Annotated in this window: 21 protein-coding genes and 1 riboswitch; of the genes, 6 read left to right on the forward strand and 15 right to left on the reverse strand. The window is 48.1% G+C overall.

Annotated features, from left to right (window positions below; genetic code table 11):
* Window positions 1-73: 73 nt before the first annotated feature.
* The 10 genes from KJS65_RS16280 to KJS65_RS16325 form a co-directional block, all read right to left on the reverse strand.
* Window positions 74-793 (reverse strand): hypothetical protein, encoded by a 720-nt coding sequence (locus KJS65_RS16280; protein WP_213650965.1) that lies wholly within the window; start codon window positions 791-793, stop codon window positions 74-76.
* Window positions 794-1,023: 230 nt separating this feature from the next.
* Window positions 1,024-1,899 carry a DUF4850 domain-containing protein gene (locus KJS65_RS16285; RefSeq protein WP_213650966.1) on the reverse strand — a complete coding sequence of 292 codons (876 nt, stop codon included), beginning with the start codon at window positions 1,897-1,899 and terminating at the stop codon, window positions 1,024-1,026.
* A 312-nt stretch (window positions 1,900-2,211) separates the two neighbouring features.
* Window positions 2,212-2,676 carry a DUF420 domain-containing protein gene (locus tag KJS65_RS16290; RefSeq protein WP_213650967.1) on the reverse strand — a complete coding sequence of 155 codons (465 nt, stop codon included), beginning with the start codon at window positions 2,674-2,676 and terminating at the stop codon, window positions 2,212-2,214.
* A 31-nt stretch (window positions 2,677-2,707) separates the two neighbouring features.
* On the reverse strand, window positions 2,708-3,619 hold the full coding sequence (ctaG, locus tag KJS65_RS16295; RefSeq protein ID WP_213650968.1) for a cytochrome c oxidase assembly factor CtaG: 912 nt from the start codon (window positions 3,617-3,619) through the stop codon (window positions 2,708-2,710).
* A gap of 99 nt (window positions 3,620-3,718) precedes the next feature.
* Window positions 3,719-4,042 (reverse strand): cytochrome C oxidase subunit IV family protein, encoded by a 324-nt coding sequence (locus KJS65_RS16300; protein ID WP_136608066.1) that lies wholly within the window; start codon window positions 4,040-4,042, stop codon window positions 3,719-3,721.
* 3 nt (window positions 4,043-4,045) lie between these two features.
* Complete coding sequence (locus KJS65_RS16305; RefSeq protein ID WP_136608065.1) at window positions 4,046-4,672, reverse strand: cytochrome c oxidase subunit 3; 627 nt, start codon at window positions 4,670-4,672, stop codon at window positions 4,046-4,048.
* Window positions 4,669-6,519 carry a cytochrome c oxidase subunit I gene (ctaD, locus tag KJS65_RS16310; RefSeq protein WP_213651354.1) on the reverse strand — a complete coding sequence of 617 codons (1,851 nt, stop codon included), beginning with the start codon at window positions 6,517-6,519 and terminating at the stop codon, window positions 4,669-4,671. The genes KJS65_RS16305 and ctaD overlap by 4 nt, the downstream gene beginning before the upstream one ends.
* A gap of 81 nt (window positions 6,520-6,600) precedes the next feature.
* Window positions 6,601-7,644 carry a cytochrome c oxidase subunit II gene (gene coxB, locus KJS65_RS16315; protein ID WP_213650969.1) on the reverse strand — a complete coding sequence of 348 codons (1,044 nt, stop codon included), beginning with the start codon at window positions 7,642-7,644 and terminating at the stop codon, window positions 6,601-6,603.
* A gap of 368 nt (window positions 7,645-8,012) precedes the next feature.
* The gene (gene map / locus KJS65_RS16320) at window positions 8,013-8,762 is read right to left on the reverse strand and encodes a type I methionyl aminopeptidase (protein ID WP_213650970.1); all 750 of its coding nucleotides are present in this window, start codon (window positions 8,760-8,762) and stop codon (window positions 8,013-8,015) included.
* Between the two features lie 190 nt (window positions 8,763-8,952).
* A complete protein-coding gene (locus KJS65_RS16325; protein ID WP_036651115.1) occupies window positions 8,953-9,141 on the reverse strand; it encodes a hypothetical protein in 189 nt (62 codons plus the stop codon).
* A 358-nt stretch (window positions 9,142-9,499) separates the two neighbouring features.
* Here KJS65_RS16325 and KJS65_RS16330 point away from each other — a divergent pair, with 358 nt between their 5' ends.
* The 4 genes from KJS65_RS16330 to KJS65_RS16345 all read left to right on the forward strand — a co-directional run bounded on the left by KJS65_RS16330 (window position 9,500) and on the right by KJS65_RS16345 (window position 12,493).
* Window positions 9,500-10,522 carry a serine hydrolase domain-containing protein gene (locus KJS65_RS16330; RefSeq protein ID WP_244864596.1) on the forward strand — a complete coding sequence of 341 codons (1,023 nt, stop codon included), beginning with the start codon at window positions 9,500-9,502 and terminating at the stop codon, window positions 10,520-10,522.
* Between the two features lie 106 nt (window positions 10,523-10,628).
* Window positions 10,629-10,913, forward strand: a complete 285-nt coding sequence (locus tag KJS65_RS16335) for a transposase (protein ID WP_136608061.1) — start codon at window positions 10,629-10,631, stop codon at window positions 10,911-10,913.
* A gap of 245 nt (window positions 10,914-11,158) precedes the next feature.
* Window positions 11,159-11,500 carry a DUF4870 domain-containing protein gene (locus KJS65_RS16340; RefSeq protein ID WP_136608060.1) on the forward strand — a complete coding sequence of 114 codons (342 nt, stop codon included), beginning with the start codon at window positions 11,159-11,161 and terminating at the stop codon, window positions 11,498-11,500.
* Between the two features lie 96 nt (window positions 11,501-11,596).
* Window positions 11,597-12,493 (forward strand): diacylglycerol/lipid kinase family protein, encoded by an 897-nt coding sequence (locus KJS65_RS16345; protein ID WP_213650971.1) that lies wholly within the window; start codon window positions 11,597-11,599, stop codon window positions 12,491-12,493.
* Between the two features lie 68 nt (window positions 12,494-12,561).
* On the opposite strand, the gene KJS65_RS16350 is transcribed toward KJS65_RS16345, so the two are convergent.
* Entirely contained in the window at window positions 12,562-13,929 is a 1,368-nt protein-coding gene (locus KJS65_RS16350) for a nucleobase:cation symporter-2 family protein (protein ID WP_280531331.1), read from the reverse strand.
* 71 nt (window positions 13,930-14,000) lie between these two features.
* A complete protein-coding gene (locus tag KJS65_RS16355) occupies window positions 14,001-14,573 on the reverse strand; it encodes a xanthine phosphoribosyltransferase (protein WP_213650972.1) in 573 nt (190 codons plus the stop codon).
* Between the two features lie 144 nt (window positions 14,574-14,717).
* Window positions 14,718-14,818, reverse strand: a riboswitch (purine riboswitch).
* Between the two features lie 263 nt (window positions 14,819-15,081).
* Between KJS65_RS16355 and mscL the strand changes: the two genes are divergently transcribed.
* Window positions 15,082-15,552 carry a large-conductance mechanosensitive channel protein MscL gene (gene mscL, locus KJS65_RS16360; RefSeq protein WP_213650973.1) on the forward strand — a complete coding sequence of 157 codons (471 nt, stop codon included), beginning with the start codon at window positions 15,082-15,084 and terminating at the stop codon, window positions 15,550-15,552.
* A 44-nt stretch (window positions 15,553-15,596) separates the two neighbouring features.
* On the opposite strand, the gene KJS65_RS16365 is transcribed toward mscL, so the two are convergent.
* A complete protein-coding gene (locus KJS65_RS16365; protein WP_136608055.1) occupies window positions 15,597-15,902 on the reverse strand; it encodes a hypothetical protein in 306 nt (101 codons plus the stop codon).
* 132 nt (window positions 15,903-16,034) lie between these two features.
* Here KJS65_RS16365 and KJS65_RS16370 point away from each other — a divergent pair, with 132 nt between their 5' ends.
* A complete protein-coding gene (locus KJS65_RS16370; RefSeq protein WP_213650974.1) occupies window positions 16,035-16,670 on the forward strand; it encodes an NUDIX hydrolase in 636 nt (211 codons plus the stop codon).
* 41 nt (window positions 16,671-16,711) lie between these two features.
* Here the strand turns inward: KJS65_RS16370 and KJS65_RS16375 are convergent, their stop codons facing one another.
* Entirely contained in the window at window positions 16,712-17,551 is an 840-nt protein-coding gene (locus KJS65_RS16375; protein WP_213651357.1) for a TrmB family transcriptional regulator, read from the reverse strand.
* 125 nt (window positions 17,552-17,676) lie between these two features.
* Window positions 17,677-18,492 (reverse strand): zinc ribbon domain-containing protein, encoded by an 816-nt coding sequence (locus KJS65_RS16380; RefSeq protein WP_213650975.1) that lies wholly within the window; start codon window positions 18,490-18,492, stop codon window positions 17,677-17,679.
* Window positions 18,493-18,703 lie beyond the last annotated feature (211 nt).

An 18,703-nucleotide genomic window follows, 5' to 3' on the forward strand; every position in this document is an offset into this window, starting at 1 on the left:
GTTCTGTAGACGAAGGAGCCAATATTTATCTTAAGCCGTACAGTTTGTTGTATTTTTAGTTCGTTCTATTTGGTCACACCAGATCTCTGCTTCTAAGCTTGCGCAATGTTATTTTTGAAAAGAACATCAGACTTGCGGCTGCTGCAGCCAGCATTGCCCACATCAGAGGAGACAGCAGACTCCAGCGCGATGCCAGTTCAATAGAGTATAACAGCATGTTGCCACCGCATATTTTAATGACCACAGCTGCGATCACAGCCGCTGCTAACAGCATTAAGGTTGATCTCAGGTACGCTTTGCCATGATTCGAGAATTCCAAATACATATACGGCCCTGACATCATGATTCCATAACCGATCCATGTGAGCGCTAAAGCAAAATATCCTGCCAGAGACATTTCGCTGCGCATCGGCTCGGCAAACCAGTACATCAGGCCGAAGAAGACGATTCCGTTCATGATAAAGGCCAGGAAAATCTGCATCAGCCTGTAGGCGATCACGACATGGTCGGATATCGGCAGTGCTCTGAAATAGGCCAACATCTGTGTGTAAGAATCCTCACTTAAATATTTGAAGGATCTTCTGCAGAAGTAAAAGCCAAGCATGGGCATCAACAGTAAAAACAATCCGTCAATCACCGGGCTCACATACTCTGGAGCCTCCATCTGACCTTTGACTGCCATCCCAAATGTAAAAGCCATGTAAGCAGCATATACGAAGGCCCACACAAAATATTTCTTCTCACCCTTCAAATCCTTCAGTATCATGGACCAAGCTTTCTTTGTGTTTTCCAAACGGCTCTCCCCCGCTCAATCTTAAATATCTGTCAGGTGTGTATATACACCTCATCACTGTGCTTACTGTGTATATCTTTATACACAGTATATAGTGTGTTTTTCATTCCCGCAATAGGCAGATTAAAATTTAATTGGGAAATTTTATAAATACCTCTTTAATAAAACAAAAAAGGCTTGAAGCCCCCTAAGAGCTTCAAGCCTTATCCAACAACGATTTATGGTTCATTCTAATAAGCAAAAGCCGCTGGATATCTGGCAAAAAAATCAAGCATGGTTTGTGCTAACTGTGCCTTTTCTTCAGGTGCTCCAATCTCCAGCAATGTAAATTGATTGTTATTCTGTTCAACAAACCGGTAGGCCATCCCGTAGGTCTTGAAGGTTTCCGCAGGCTTTTTCAACTTAAATTGAACCATATGTTCATTCAGCTGCGTTCTGCTCTCAAACACGGGCGGGTCTGCCATAAACCCTTGTTCATCTGCCCACTTCTCCATTTTCGGAAAATAGCTCCCAATCATTCCGATGGCGCATCCCTGACAGGCCCCGACATCCAGATAAGTCATATGGATATCCGGATTCGAAGGATCGCGCATTTCAATTTTAACCGAGCCATTCATTCCCGTCTCCGCTGTGGTAACCTCCCAGTTGCGAGGAGCAAGCATGAGATAGCCATGGCTGCTGCTCTCATTCAAGAAGAATGCACCCCATCGTGTTAATTCCGAATCCGGAATGGGAAGATCCTGCAGTACCGGCAGCTCCTTATGCGGAAGATTGGTTGGAACTTCCTCACCATAGAATTTACCGGATACACAGTAGAGCGGAATTTGCCTGATGCTTTCTTCCGTCGACTGCTTCAGCTTAAGCACACCGCATTGTACCGCGGGCCGCCTGCCCTCACTTATGTCTGGATCTGAATCAGACGACTTCCCGGATGCGGGCGGCGCTGTGGTCTGATTTTGCTGTCCTGTCTCATGCTGTTGTTCTGCCAACAGCGCTTTGGGGTTCGAAAGCGAGGTCGTAAACAGCAATGTCACGATTGCTGCTACAACCAGAATATAACGTTTGCTCTTCTGACTCCCCTGTTTCAAAAAGCCGATACGTTTCATGTGGAATCCCGGACCTTTTCAGTGATTTTGAGGTTCACCCTTATAAACTTTAAACGTGATTAGGAACCATAAAGTTACCGTTTATTTTTTGGCGTTCCTTAATAAATACCCACATTCCAGGTCCAAGAACAATGTAAGCATGTAAACATGCTATATTTTCCATCCACTCCTTATCAAATGGTATCGCAGACAAACGAAATCCGCCCAGATACTAATATGTGACAACAAGAACAAAAAGACCTTCCCGCGATGCCCCTTACGGACACCTGAAAAGGTCTTTTGTACTTATCTGTGAATATGTGGGTAACCGTCTTAAGCCCCCAAAATAACTTCCCATACCGGCTTGGTATGTCCGCCTGGATACAGCACGTACAGCAGCACATATACCGCTACCCCGGTGATGGCCGTAATAAACCAGATGGTTGCCGTGACTCTTCCCCATTTCCGGTGCTTCGAGAATTTCTCCTTGAAAGCGAGCACCAGCGTTGTTATTCCAAATACAGCAGCTATGGTAGCCAGCGTAATGTGGAAGATCAGGAATATCTGATAGTATATTTTCATTTCATCCGAACCGCCCCAGGACGTATTCCCTACGAATGCGGTTCTGGACACGTAGATGATAAAGAACAGAAGCGCGGCAATCGCACCGCAAATCATTACTTTTTTGTGGGCTTCACGCTTTCCTTGAATAATGAGCGCCCAGCCAATTGCCACCAAAATCGCACTAATGACAATAAACGATGTGCTGACGGTTGGCATTAGCATGTATAAATCCATGGATATCCCCCTTACTTCGAGAAATCAGCTCTTATGCCCGATTCAATGAACCTTCGTTAAACTCAGCTGGCGTAATATCGTCTTCTTCTTTATTTTCAGTCTTATACCATTGGAAAAATACTTTTCCCAGCATAGATGCGAAAATAAATTCCTGAATAAACTTCATCACGATTCCGCCAACCTGCTGATCTACCTTTGTGCTCATGATGTTGAAAAAGGTTGGACCGCCAAACGCCTGAAGCAGCTTCGACGGATCTCCGGATACGCAGTATCCCATTGCCTGTGCCCATGTATTCGGATCGCTGTATGTAGCATACATCGGCTTGGTTGAGAAAATGATCAGACCACAGGCCGGTGTCAACAGCACCATGTTCAGGAAAATGAAGCCGATCTTAGTGAGTCCTGAAGCCTTGTCTTTTTCCGGCAGCGGATTAATCAGTGTCCACCACATTAGGATGGACGCAATAAACAGCACCAGATAATAGATCCGGTGAAGAGCAAAATGCAGCATCACATAGTCATGGACCGCCGGAAAGTGATAGAAAGAGAATAATCCGTTAAACACCACCGCAGCCACAACGGGCCGGGCCAAGAAACCCAGTTTCTTGAATGGATTCACCTTCAGGATCGCTCTCCACAGCCATGCCGGTAAGCCCATCATAAGCAGCGGCGGCGCCACCAGATATGACAGTGCCATCGTCGTCATGTGAAACGTAAACATGATATGTCCGAGCAGACTGATCGGCCCGCCTTGAGCAAGGTACAGGATAAACATACCGCTGACGAAGCTGATCTTTTTGCTTAACGATACGGGCTCAGCACCGGCAAACCTCTCACTGAGCGGTCCGATTACAACAAAATAAGCAGCCGTCACGAGCAGCATAAATGCGAGAAATAACGGACTGAACAAAGCGCTAAAGCTAAAATATTCTAACCCCAGCATGTTAAAACCTCCTCTCAAGCAGCGTCATATCTGTCGAAATTGTGACAGCTTGCCCTCATTGAAAAAAAGAGGGGGCCAAAGCCCGCCTCTTTCTCTATTTTACCACCAAACCCAATACAAAGCTGTTACGATCGCAGTACCAGCTACGAAGAATCCACCAATCATAAACAGGATGGGCATCAAATGTCCCCGATCCTTTAAGTGCATCCAGTAACCTAATTGAACCAGAACCTGAAGCACTGCCATAACCAGGAGCAAAATAACCGTAAAGGCTGCATTCACTCCGCCGGCAGAGACTGCCGCAAAAGCAATGGCTGTCAGAATGATGGAGAAAATGAATACTATGATATGCTTCTGAGGGCCCTCATGACGTTCACTATGCTTAACGACATCATGATTCGCTTGATGATCTGCAGTAGACATGTCTTAGCCCACCTTTCCGAGCAGGTAAACGACCGTAAAGATGAATACCCATACGACGTCGATAAAGTGCCAATACATCGCCGACACATATACCTTAGGCGCCGTTACGACCGTCAATCCTTTTTTATAGAGCTGTCCAATCAGGACGGAAATCCACAGTACCCCGAAGGCAACGTGCGCTCCGTGGAAGCCTACCAGCGTGTAGAACGCCGAACTGAATGCACTTGTAGTCATGCCGAATTTCTCCGCACGCACATATTCAGCAAACTCATAAATTTCAAGACCCAGGAAGCCCAGACCTAAAAGAACGGTAATCATTAACCATACGCGAAGTGCAGCTACCTTATGACGGTGCATCGCCTGAACGGCGAACACGCTGGTCAAGCTGCTGACGAGCAGGATCAAGGTCGCTGCCGCAGTCATCGGCAATTGGAAAAGCTCACCTGCAGTAGGGCCTTCGTTCGTTTGATTGCGAAGCGCTAGGAATGTCGCGAACAGGGTACCGAACAGCACGGCCTCTCCACCAAGGAAGAGCCAGAAGCTGAGCACTTTATTGCGGCCTTCCAACGTCGCTTTTTCCGGTTCATGAGGCAAAGCGCCGTCTACCGTTTCTGCATGCGTTGTACTCATGCTTTTACCCCCTCTTCGTCCAGCTCATCCACTTCGATATGCCAGCCGTGATCGTCATACAGGGAACGCAGCAGCATCGAACCGAAAGTAATTAACAAACCAATTATAACAACAATCCAGTTGTTGAAGATTAAGCTCATGAAGGAATTCGAGAATTGTTCTTTACTGAACATGAATCCCAAACCGGCAATGAAAATGCCGACAGACATTACAAATGGCAGAATCGTTGGCGAAGGCATATGGATTGGACCCAGTGGTTCTGCAGGTGTCATTCCTTTATTGCCAGCCATTTTTTCTTTCCACAAAGCATCGATACCACGAACAAGCGGAATTTGCTTGAAGTTGTACTCTGGTGGAGGGGATGGAATCGCCCATTCCAGTGTACGTCCGTCTTCCCAAGGATCGTCTGCAACGCCTTTAGGCTTCGTAGCCGTTACGATTGCGTTGATCAGGAAGAAGAGAATACCGATACCCATCAGAATAGCACCGATGGTACTTACCATATTCAGCGTATCGAAGCCTTGGTTAGGCAGATACGTAAATACGCGGCGCTGCATACCCATCAGACCCAGGAAATGCTGTACGAAGAAGGTCAGATGGAAACCGATGATGAAGAACCAGAAAGATAATTTGCCCAGACTTTCGTTCAGCATACGGCCAAACATCTTAGGCCACCAGTAATGCAGACCCGAGAGAAGACCGGATACCAGACCACCAACGATAACATAGTGGAAGTGGGCTACAACGAAATAGGTGTCATGGAACTGGAAGTCGGCAGGAGCCGATGCGAGCATAACCCCTGTTACACCGCCCATAACGAATGTAGGGATAAATCCGATCGCAAACAGATTCGGGCTTGTAAAGCGAATCTGTCCGCCCCACATGGTGAACAACCAGTTGAAAATTTTGATACCTGTTGGTACGGCAATGAGCATTGTTGCAATCGAGAACAATGCGTTCGCAACGGGACCGAGGCCTGTTGTGAACATGTGGTGAGCCCAAACCATGAAGCCCAGGAAGGCAATCAGGATCGTTGCAAACACCATGGAGCTGTAACCGAAAAGACGTTTTCGTGCAAATGTCGGTATAACCTCGGAAATAACGCCGAAAGCCGGCAGGATGAGGATATACACTTCAGGGTGACCAAATATCCAGAAGATATGCTGCCAAAGTACGGGGTTACCGCCATTGGCGACTTCGAAGAAATTAGCTCCCAAAATCCGGTCAAACGAAAGCAATACCAGACCTACCGTAATGGCAGGGAATGCGAACAGGATCATCGCAGAAGTAATGAAGGATGTCCATGTAAACATCGGCATTCTCATAAAGGACATTCCCGGCGCACGCATCGTAATGATCGTTGCCAGGAAGTTGATGCCCCCGATCAGCGTACCGAGACCGGCAATCTGAAGGCCGACCGTATAAAAGTCGACACCGTGCGTCGTACTGTAAGTAGTTGTCGATAGCGGAGTATATGCTGTCCAGCCCGCATCTGGAGCGCCGCCCATAATCCAGCTCAGGTTCAGCAAGATACCGCCGAACAGGAACGTCCAAAAACCGAGCGAGTTCAGGAATGGAAATGCAACGTCGCGTGCACCGATTTGCAGTGGAATAACCGCATTCATCAGGGCAAAAATGACAGGCATAACGCCTAGGAAGATCATTGTCGTACCGTGCATCGTAATCAATTCGTTAAAGGTCTGTGCTGATACGAAATCATTCATCGGCTTGATGAGCTGCAAGCGGATCAACACCGCTTCGATACCGCCAATCCCGAAGAATAAACCGCCAGCCAGTAAATAAAGTATGGCTATTTTCTTATGGTCGACTGTTGTCAGCCAATCCATTAAGCCCTTATGGCGCTTGACACTATGAGCATGAGCCAAGGTTGGTACCCCCTCTTATAAAGATCTTGCTGTTGCTAATGCTTAGTAATTCAACTTGTAGTTAGCCAAGTAATCGGCAATGCCATCGATTTGTTCATCTGTCAGACCCAAATCTTTTGGAGCCGGCATTTTATTGCCCGGTTTCACAGCTTGCGGATCCTCAAGCCATGTTTTGAGGTTTTCCTTAACCGGTTTGCCTCCGTCTTGACCTTCGTTCAGCAAGATACCAGCAACAGATTCACGGGAACCGATGCCTGTAAGGTTTGGAGCTACAGGACCACCTTGATCACCTACAGCATGGCAAGACAAGCAAGATTTCTTGAACGTTTCGGCCAAAGCCTGATCTTTAGGCAGAACAGCAGGAGCCTTCATCGCTGTTACCCATTTATCAAAGGCATCCGGACTTACAGCCTTAACCTTGAATTCCATCAGACCATGCGAAGGGCCGCAAAGCTCGGCACATTTACCGCGGTAGACTCCTTCTTTGTCCGTACTGAAGCTGAATCTGTTAATTGTTCCATCCGGGTTGGTGTCCATTTTGCCGGACAACGACGGTACCCAGAAAGAGTGAAGAACGTCTGCTGTTTTCAGTTCGAAAGCAATGTTCTTACCAGTCGGCATCATCAGTTCCTGCGCGGTTTTCACGCCATACTGCGGGTATTCGAACTCCCACCAGTATTGATGCGAGGTAACCTTAACCTGCACAGAACCTTTTTCATTGTAATGGTCATCGCCAAAAGCAAAAATCTTTTGTACGGTAGGAACAGCCAGGATGAATACCAGAATAAGTGGAATCACAGTCCAGAGGATCTCCAGCTTAAAGTTTCCTTCTACTTGTTCAGGTACATCAGTTTGTCCCTTTTTCCTGCGGAACTTAATTAAAACGTATACCGCAATTGCAAATACGATGATCAAGACCACGATCATAATCGTGATTGATAGCTTCATCAAATCGTACTGTCCTTCCGCCACAGGTCCCTGTGGTCGTAATGCCGACAAGTCCTCGCGGCCGCACCCGGCTAAAAGCAGAGAAAATACTGCGAGCAAGGGAAGGAGTCGCTTTACAGCCTGCCACCGTTTCATCATTGATCTACCCCACTTTGTACATTTTCACAGGCGCCGCCAAAGAGTCATTCGGCGGTCAATCACCTGCGCTATAACGGATGAATTGCTACTGTCAATTAAAACAATCACCTATTTAATATAAGTTTAAGGTACTATTTTGTCAATGTTTCTGACCTAGTTCACAAATTGTTCGAAAAGTCTCGAAAGTCGCGCCACATAAGCGTTTGCAATCGTTTCCACTGAGCCCTCATACCCGTTTCCGCCCTCCGTTTTGCAACCTTAGCAATCCCCTTTCGTATACCCACATTTCATCCCTTTCATTCATATTTCCCCTTTTTCCAAGCTTTGAATCGTCAAATTCCAACAAAAAAAGAAGCCTATCCAGGCTTCTAATTGGTAAGAATCAACGGACCTTCCTTCGTTATGGCAACGGTATGCTCAAACTGTACACCACAGGTACCGTCCGCCGTCTGAATGCTCCAGCCATCATCATTCCATAGTACAGCCCCGGTCGACCCAAGCGTGAATATAGGCTCTATCGTAATAACCATTCCTTCAATCAGCCGCATGCCTTCGCCGCGTTTGCCGTGACTCGGCACATCAGGCAATTCATGAAGCGCTCTTCCGATTCCATGACCTACCAGAGGCTTAACAATCCCGAATCGCCCCCGTTTGGCTGTCTTCTCTATGATATGCCCGATATCGCCAATGGCATTGCCGACCACCGCCTGCTCAATTCCTGCATAAAGCGCCTCTTCCGTTCTCAGCATCAGCTTTTGCAGCGGTTTGCTGAGCACTCCCACTCCGTAGCTCCAGCCTGAATCGGCAAGCCACCCATCTTTGTTCACAACAATATCAATGGTTACCACATCCCCTTCCGATAATGGCACATCATTCGGAAAGCCATGGCAGACGGTATCATTCACAGAAGCACAGGTTGCAAACGGAAAACCCCGGTACCCTTTTTGCTCCGGCGATGCACCGTGGTTGGCCAGATACTCTTCAACAAACGCATCAATGGCAAGCGGTGTGACACCAGGAGCGATCATTTTGGCGATTTCCTGATGGCATGCAGACAAAATCCGTCCTGCTTCACGCATATATCCGATCTCTTCCCTGCTTTTCAAGCTTATTTCCATGCTGCTGCCCCTTTCACTCACGCGGTTTGCCCTTTACTCGGGAATGTTACACTATATGCGGCATGAACCCGGTACAGCAGCTTGAAAAACAAAAAAAACCGTAGTTCCGCAAAACAATCTCCGCGGAATACGGTTTATCATAGGCATTATTTAATTTTTCATTGAACAAGTTGGGCTTGCACTGAAGTGATTATGAAACAGAAGAATTCATTCTTCCCAATTCATGCTCCACAACCGAGGTCAACTCTTCTTCGTACCCTCCCATAATATGATACTTCCGGACATATTCCTTCACAAATTTCTTTGGATCTTTTGGTCGGAATATCCGTGTCATTTCCCGCAGACTTTCTTTTACTTCGTTATGACCTTTAGTTGCCATGATAGTTCCCTCCCAAAACACTTGAATGGATTACTCCAATTAAGAGAATGCCGAAAAGACCTTACCTGACATTATGAAGTTAGTCGTTTGCAGTTAGTTATTTAGGTTTGGGCTTGAATGCTCCCGGCTGCCGCATAAGGTACTGAGAAATAACATACCCCAAGACGGTTAGACTGAATCACTCCCTTCATTGTATCATATTCTTCTGTTGAAAACAGCTTTCCAAAAAAATGAATAGATTAAGTTTTTTTACAATGAATTTTAAGGTTCTTATCTTTGATCATCGGTTGATCGGTTTAAGTTCATAATAACGTTTAATATTCACGGCGCATTTGCGGCTTTGAGAGGAGATCTGAACATGGAGAATCAAAGCATGATGCTGTATCAATCGCCATCTTTCCGAACACCCCCCTTTTCTTATCAGCATCCGGAGCATGCCGGCTGTAACAAGCATCTACTGGACAAGGCGGATGCAGAGATCCGGAGATCCTTTCCGAAGATGCGAAGCTTTCTGGTTGTCCGGCGGGGCCATCTGATATACGAAAAATACTACAATGGTCATGAGAGCGGATCGCTCAATGATCTGAGGTCTGCCACGAAAAGCTTCACCTCCATTCTGACAGGGATCGCCGCTAGCCGAAGCCAGCTTCCTGATCTGGATGCACCTCTCTTCGGAATTCTTGAACGGTACACGCGGAGGCAGAGTGATCCGCTCCTGCAGGAGGCACTTACCCTCCGCAGGCTCCTGACGATGACCACAGGGCTTGCCTGGCAAACCGGCAAGAAGCTTGGAGAGCCGATGATCCACCGCTTTCACCGCAGCAGACATTGGGCCTCCTTTGCACTATCGCTGCCGGTATTGCCGGAGATGGTTGGACGTTTTCAATACAGGAGCATTGACACACATCTGTTGTCAGTCCTTCTTACAGAATGCACGGGCCAAGATGCATATACCTATGCCAGGGAAAATGTCTTGGAACCCATTGGGATAGAGCATGCCGCTTGGCTCTCCAGCCCGGAGGGACACAGCATGGGCCATATCGGGCTTTTCCTCACTTCGCGTGATATGGCCAAGCTGGGAGTCTGCTGCCTTGCAGGTGGAAGCTGGCAGGGGCAGCAGATTATTTCTCCGGACTGGCTTAACCAGGCGCTTCAGACGCAGGTAGAAGGCTACCCTGCTTTCGGCGATTATGGATTTGGCTGGTGGACAGGAAAAATGAATGGGCAGACCTTCAGCTGCGCACATGGACATGGCGGACAGCAGATCTATCTGTTTCCTGAGTCTGAAGCAGTCATCGTGTTTACAGCAGACAGCAAGGTCAGCCGCTGGAAGAATCCCCGGCCGCTGCTGCAGCAATTCATATTGGAATCCATGGACTAGCCAGCCGAAAATCCGGATAAACCATCGTAAGTCAGGGAACATTAATAAGGCAGCTTTACGTCTTCAGCAGAATTTCCCGACAGCGCCATGAAGGAGGACTTTTTTAATGAAAAATAAAGATAAAGCGATGCTGCCTGTTTCCCGTGAAGAGGTTGAGGTGGACGGTATCTACACCAATGAGTGGGGCCGTGAGGAATTGCTGCACAGGGGACAAGACTTTCCGGCAGACCCAATGATGGGAACCACAGAATGGCAGCTTAGTGAATTTATCTACGATACCCATTCTGAAGGCCGGACAGACCCCCGTCTGGTACCGAAAGAAAACGATACGGACAAGATCGGCAAGATTACGCATCCGCGTAAACAGCAGCAAGGCGGAGACCCTTCTTAAGAAGAACATCCAAAGGCGAATCCTTTCAAGGACTGAAATTCATACCGAAGTTTAACATCTGTTATCAGGAAGCTTCCGTAGTTTCGATTTCTGATATCATATGCAAAAAGGCATTCTTAAGAGCAGGCTTTCGGATATTTCCGAAAATGTCCACTCGAAGGATGCCTTTTTTTACTTTTCATAACTTGTCTCAGCCGGACATATGTTTATACAACAATCCCGATGTAAGACAAGGAGTGGTAAGTATGTCCCCTTTCTTCAAATCGTCTACAGGCCTGCCTGAAAATATTGCAGCGACACTATGCTATCTATTCGCCTTCATCGGCGGCATTGTGTTTCTCGCACTCGAAAAACGCAGCCGCTTCGTCCTGTTTCACGCCCTGCAGTCCGTGTTTGCTTTCGGAGCCGTCATGATTGCCCATGTTCTTTGCGGCTTTATCCCCCTGATCGGTCCGCTGATTGCAGGGCTTCTCTCCATTCTGACCGTGATCATGTGGATTGTTCTTCTCTTCAGTTCCCTGCAGGGAAAATGGCTGAAGCTTCCCTGGATCGGCGATTTTGCCGAGAAGCAGCTCCGCCATCTGTAATCATCCGCATATGTCCATGATTTCAGGGTTCCCTTTTGACTCCATACTTCTTACAATAAAGACAAAGGGTTCTTTGAATGACATGGGGGAAAACAAATGTATTTGTTTGTAGTCAATAAAAAGTCGGGCAATGGCCACGGCTATCGTACCTGGCTCAAAATCAAGACAGCTCTGGATTCAAAGGCAGTTCGTTATCGCTATCTGTTTACTGAAAGCGCCGGGCAGGCAGCAAGGCTCATTGCCGATACCCTCTCCGAGCCGGAAAATTGGCAGGGTGTAGCCGTTATCGGTGGAGACGGCACGATCCACAGCGTACTGCCTGTCTTGAAGGAATTCAACGTCCCGCTAGCCGTTATTCCTGCCGGTTCAGGCAACGATACCGCCCGCGGATTCGGCATTCCGCATGATCCCCTGTCTGCGCTCGATATTATGTTAGCCGGACAGACCAAGGCTGCCGACCTCATTGCAACGTCGGGAGGTCTGACGCTTACGGCTCTTGCTATCGGATTCGATGCCCAGGTTGCCGAGAATGTGAATGCCAGCCTGTATAAAAAGATCTGCAACTTTTTCCGTGTCGGCCGGGCCGCCTACATCGTCGGCGTTCTACATACGCTTCTGACCTTTAAACCTTGCAGCGTCACGGTAACCTGTGATGGGGTGACAAGCACCTATCTCAATGCATGGCTTACCGCCATTTCGAATGTAAAGAGCTACGGCGGCGGGCTGCATATTTGTCCCGAGGCTCATCCCGGCGACGGCGAGCTGGATATATGTATCGTTCATGGATGTTCCCGGCTGCAGCTTCTCCGTTTGTTTCCAACCGTGCTGAGCGGCAAGCATATTCATCTTCCCTTCGTAAAATTCATGCGCGGGAAGGAAATCTCCATTCATTTCGATCAACAGAGGCTTGCACTTGGCGATGGCGAGAACATGTCCACCGGCCCGTTTGATATATTGGTAGAACCCAATGCACTCCAGGTTTATGCCGTTTAATCATAGTATGACCCGGACTTTTATAATCCTAATTTCGATACTATAAATAAAAAAAAGGGCAAGCACGCTTAAGCGGCTTGTCCTTCTTTTATTGAAGTATCTTCCGTATTCGGGAGCCTTCCCCCCTTGAGCCCGTTGAACAGCAGGTTAAGCATGATGGCTGTGACACTGCCGGCTACGATGCCGTTGTCCACAAGAATGCGGGCCCAATCCGGAAGTGCCTTGAACAGATCCGGACTTACGCTGACGCCAAGCCCCATCCCTACGGAGCAGGCAATAATAAACAGATTCTCAAACTTGTTAAGATCCACTTGTCCTCCAAGCATCCGGATGCCGGACGATACAACCATACCGAACAGGGCAACCATCGCGCCCCCGAGTACTGAGGTCGGAACAAGCTGGGTCAGGGCAGCGATTTTCGGAACAAAGCCGATCACGATCAGGATCCCCCCTGCCACGAAAATAACATCTCTCGTTTTCACGCGGCTCATTTGAACCAGACCCACATTTTGCGAGTAGGTGGTATACGGGAAAGAGTTAAACAACCCGCCGAGTACGATCGCCAGGCCTTCGGCACGGTATCCCTTAGCAAGGTCCTTGGAGGAGACATCCTTGTCGACGATTTTTCCAAGCGCCATGAATACCCCCGTTGATTCCGCAATGCTGACAATCGCCACCAAAATCATGGTCAGTATGGAGGATACATGGAATGTAGGCGCTCCGAAATAAAAAGGTCTGACCGCATGGAACCAGCTGGCCTCCTTCAGAGGCGTCATGTCCACATGCCCGGCTGCAGCCGCAACCAACGTTCCGATAATCAGCCCGATCAAAACGGAGATGGAGCGAATAAATCCTTTAGCAAAACGGTTCATCAGGATAATGAATACCAGCACCCCAAAGCCAAGTCCGAGATTCAGCAGGCTTCCGAATTCGCCTATCGCCTTCGCTTTGTCTCCGCCGCCAAGATCATTGAGCGCTACTGGAATCAGCGTTACCCCGATGACCGTCACAACCGATCCGGTAACGACGGGCGGGAATAAGGCAATTAATTTACCGAACAGTCCCGAGAACAAAACAACGAATAACCCCGAAGCGATAATGGCTCCATAAATAGCGGACACGCCGTCTTTCATACCGATGGCAATCATCGGCGATACAGCCTGGAACGCACATCCGAGCATAACCGGCAGCCCGATGCCGAAGAAGCGGTTGCCCCACACCTGGAGCAGGGTAGCCAGGCCGCAGGCCATCAAGTCAATTGCGATGAGATATGTCAGCTGCTCGGATGAGAAATCAAGCGCTCCCCCGACGATAAGCGGCACGATGACCGCACCTGCGTACATGGCCAGGACATGCTGAATGCCAAGCGAGAAGGTTTTGAAGGGATTTCTGTTTTTCATAAAAGCTTTGCGCTGCCCTTGATTGGTCCGTTCCATACGGAATTCATACCTCCCAGAAAGTTGGTTTTCACATCATCTCTATAACTACTGCTGTCCCGAATTCATATTTACTCTGCAAAAGTGACGGTTTCGTTGTCGAGGGCGGCGATGCGGACCAGCGACTCTACGCGGTATCCTGCTTCCTTCAGCAAACGGCCTCCAGGCTGAAACGCTTTTTCAATCACGATGCCGATTCCAGCCACTCCCGCTCCGGCCTGCTCTACAATGCGGGCAAGTCCGAAGGCAGCCTCGCCGTTCGCCAGAAAATCATCAATGATAAGAACACGTTCCCCTGGTTGAATAAACTTGCGGGAAACCGTAATTTCGTTCGATTCCTGTTTGGTAAATGAGTATACCTTCTCTACAAAAATATCTTCTCGCAGTGTCAGTGATTTCTGCTTGCGAGCAAAAATTAGCGGCACCTCGAGCTCTAAGGCAGTCATGATTCCCGGAGCAATGCCTGAGGATTCTATCGTAAGTACGCGGTCAATGGACTGATCTGCGAAAAGACGCTTGAATTCCTTTCCCACTTCCTTCATCAGCACAGGATCCATCTGATGGTTCAGGAATGAATCGACCTTGAGTACCTGATTGCTGAGTACAATTCCTTCATTTAATACCTTTTGTTTTAGCAGCTGCATTACATTTCCTCCTTAGAATCTCCTTGCTTCGTATCTTCCGAAAACACGAAAAAAGCCCGTCTCTTCCCGGCACTAGCCTTGCAGGCAGTGCTTCGGATAAAGAGCGGACTCACGGAAACAACTCAAAGACGTCGGGACAGAAGCCCGACCATTCGTTATTCCCGTAGTCCGACCATTTCCGGTGATCGGGTAGAGACATGCAGGCCAATTCCTGCACATATACGAGAAGCTATATGAATTTTTTTCAAACGTAAAGACAATGCATGAAGTATACAGCATAACCGGGATAAAAAGAAAGAGGTATTTGATGGAGACAGCCAATAAAAACTTCTGATGCAAAGGAAAATACTGATTTCAGCTCTAATCTCGTTTATAATTGAATCCATTTCATAAGCAGCTCATGGTATTATGAAATGGATTCACTATTGATTCACTTTAATGAAATTGTCCCATACTATTCATAGAATCATAGAAAAGAATCATAGAAAGGTTCCAGGAGGGAAATCTATTGAGAGGCTTTATTCATGAATTCAAGGAGTTTGCCGTTCGCGGCAACGTCATTGACCTGGCGGTCGGTGTCATTATCGGGGGAGCTTTCGGCAAAATCGTTACGTCCATCGTTAACGATATAATTATGCCGCCGATTGGGCTGCTGCTGGGAGGCGTCAATTTCAAGGAATTGATCATTCCGCTTAAACCGGGCGATCATGTTCATACGCTTGCTGAGGCCCAGAAAATTAGTGCACCGGTGATTGCAATCGGGCAGTTTATCAACGTTGTTCTCGATTTTCTGATTGTGGCATTTTGTATTTTTCTATTGGTTAAGGGCATTAATTGGATGAAAAACAAGGAACATGAGAAACCCGAACCTGAAAAAACGACCAAGGAATGCCCATACTGTATGTCTGAAATTCCCGCGGCAGCCACACGCTGTGCACACTGTACATCCGTGCTGGAAACAGCACCGGAGCATGGCTGAGCTTTCCTAGCATGTCAGGCAAAATTCCGCGGGGCAACCCGCGGTTACAGGCCTGGCGGTCTTTGCGGCATCAGACTGCCAATGACCTTCTTCAAATCACGGTCTTCCGTGTATTTGGCTTCCCCGGTGTCCAGTTCCGTTACACGGATATATTCGAACTCAGCTCCCGCTGCTGCAGGTGTAAACAATAGTTTATCCGGATCGGTCAGCGCCACATGATAATTCATATCCTTAAACATCTCAATGAGCTGCTGGGTATCTGGCTTTTTCCCCTTTTCAATAAAAAGCAATCCACGTAACCGCTTGATCTCTTGCCTGTATTTTACTTCAAAACGAACGATGCATTCCATGTTGATCCTCTCTCTTTCCTTATGGTTGTTGGTGTATAGTCTTGCAAACCTTGACCTGCACGAGCTTGCCATCGAACCGGGCCTGAGAGATAATAGTCATAATTTGACTTGCCCGGAGGTGTTTTGGCAGCTATGAGCCAGGAATTATTTGATATATATGATGAACATGATCAAAAAATAGGTACCGTCCCACGGGATGAGGTGCATGCCAAAGGCTATCTCCATCATTCCTTCCATTGCTGGATCGCAAGGGACACGCCGGAAGGACGTAAAATTCTGTTTCAAAAACGTCAGGACAGCAAGGACACCTTCCCCGGTCTCTATGATATTACGGCTGCTGGCCATCTTTCCGCCGGAGAAACCGTCGAGGATGCGGTCCGCGAGGTGGAAGAAGAGCTTGGGATCCCCGTCCGTATGGATCAGCTGACATCCTTCGGCACAATTGACTATTACGCAACCGGTACAGCGGGCGGCAAAGCCTTTATCGACCGTGAAAAATGCTTCGTCTTCGGTTACCTTCTGAATCTCCCGCTCACGGATTACCGACTTCAGCAGGAGGAAGTTGCCGGATTGTATGAAACAGGTCTGAACGACGTGATCGCGTTATTCGAGGGTACCCAATCCACGATTTCTGCTTCGGGTATCCATTCCGGCCAGGAAAGCAATGATGAGCCGCAAATTTTTGATACCACTTTAAGTTTACAGCAATTTGTGCCTCATAAAAGTGATGATTATCTCAATGTGTTCAAAAAACTGAAGAAACTTTAGAGTTAACGGACAATTCAAGTATATTTATAGCAAAAGGGCGCCTAAGCGTCCTTTTGTTGTGTAAGCTCCTTCTGTTCCTCCGCCTGAGCGCTGTCGGGTCCAACATATTTCCGGTAAATCCTTTCATAGCGCGGACCGTATCGCTCAGTCAGTTCTTCTCCGATATCCTGTTCGAGCTCGAACAGCACCATTTCCTGAGTAAAATGATGAAGCAAGAGCTCCACCATCACCGGATGCTCGGTGACAAGACCCTGCGTTGTACAGTCCTCGCCCCGCATGCCAAGCATGCACCAGCGGCGGTCAATAACAAAGGAAAATCTCCGTCCCGGTCCTGCCCCTCTCTCCTCCTGTCCGAGTGAAGGCCAAGGCAGCAGTCTACTAACCGATTCATCGGCACCCAGGCATGACCAAAGCAGCTTAACCCCGCGCTGCTCGGCTTCCTCCAAACCATGTCTTACGAGCGAGGCTTCCTCGCGCCATACATCAACCACAATTTCATGCTCAGCCCGCTCCAGCTCACGCGTCAGTGTCTCCATGACGTTGCGGTCACCCTCAACGCTGTAGAAAGGCTGCTGATCCGGTTCCACCCGCGGCATTCTCATTTCAATAAAGGACAGCGACTCTTTCACCTGTCCCGATATCATCTGTGTCAATTCCTCAGGCTTCAGCATGCTGTAACGTACGGGCTCCCCGGCACTGCGCCGTAAAAATCCATGCTGCGATAAGCGCTGCAGGGCAGCGTACACATTTGACCGTGAAACGCCCAGCCCTTTCGCCACTTCATAGCCGGAGGATGGGCCCTTACCGGCCAGTTCCACCATTATCTTCGCTTCCATCTCGGTGAAACTTAAGTTCCGCAGATGCTGTAGCAATTGTTCCATCATTTTGTCCTCCCAAGCTGCCGAAACCCTTGTCTTCCTTTTGTATCAGGATTGTATACAATCAATCCTCGTATGCATAAGTGCAGAATACATGGTTACTTCATTTGCTTTATGATTTCTATTCTTTAGATTTGTTCCGCTCCGCAGCGCGGGCACCACTTCGAGCCTTTAGGCAGGTCTGCCCGGCATATCTGACATTTCACCAAATCACGCTGCGACTCCACTGGAGGCTTCTCAGGAGAGCCATCGTTGTTTTCCTTCCAGTAGCGAATACGGCGGTCCAGCTCCAGCTGGCGTTCACGTTCACGCTCCAGCTCCTCGGACTGCCTGCGTTCGCGTTCATCGGAGTAAGCTTCCTCTTCCTCCGGCTCTTCCCAATTCGGTTCTGCTGAGTAATCATATTCATAATTGCGTTCCGCGGAAGCGCCGGCTTCTTCTCTGTCATACGAACGATCCTCTTGATAATCTTCGTAATCCTCTTCCTGAGGAGCAGGTTCTTTATAAATTTTAGTCTCCGCATAATCATCGGTTTGGAATGTAGCTGCCGAAGAAGCTGCACGAGATTCGCTGCGTTTCTTCGTTGTCTGCTCTTCGTTCAAATTTCTGCCGCAGGCAGGACAGAAATTAGCGTCCAGCTCTACCGTGCGTCCACAACTGCACAGTTTCTCATTTTTCAGCTCGGCGATCCGGCCGCGGATCTCGTCGATCTCTTTCTGGAGACTGTCGCAGGCTTTGGAATGCTTGATCATCTCTCGCTCGGCAAGGGTCAGATCCTCAGCTCTGTATCCTTCATAAAACGCCCTGCCCATCTCCACATAATGAAGCTCCATTTCCTTCTCAACCTCAGCGATCTGCCCATTCAGCTTGCCGACTTCAACGGCACCCTGTGCCTTTTCCGTTGCGCGGTTCGCCCCGTCTTTGATTCGTTGTAAAATATTCATTGATTTTCTCCTCCAATTTCCCAAAATCATCCCATGTAAGAATCAATTTCTACCTAAACTGATTCGTATTGTTTGTTTTTAATATTGTTTTAGTAAATCAAATCCTCATGTTACAAAGATACCATGTCACGCCTTCACTGTGAAATCTACCCATGGCTTCCGCTTCAGCCTTCTCGTTTGCTGCCTTCTCGGGGTATAATGGACTGCATGC

Origin of the sequence: Paenibacillus sp. J23TS9 (assembly GCF_018403225.1) — a bacterium.
Taxonomy (GTDB): Bacteria; Bacillota; Bacilli; order Paenibacillales; family Paenibacillaceae; genus Paenibacillus_AQ.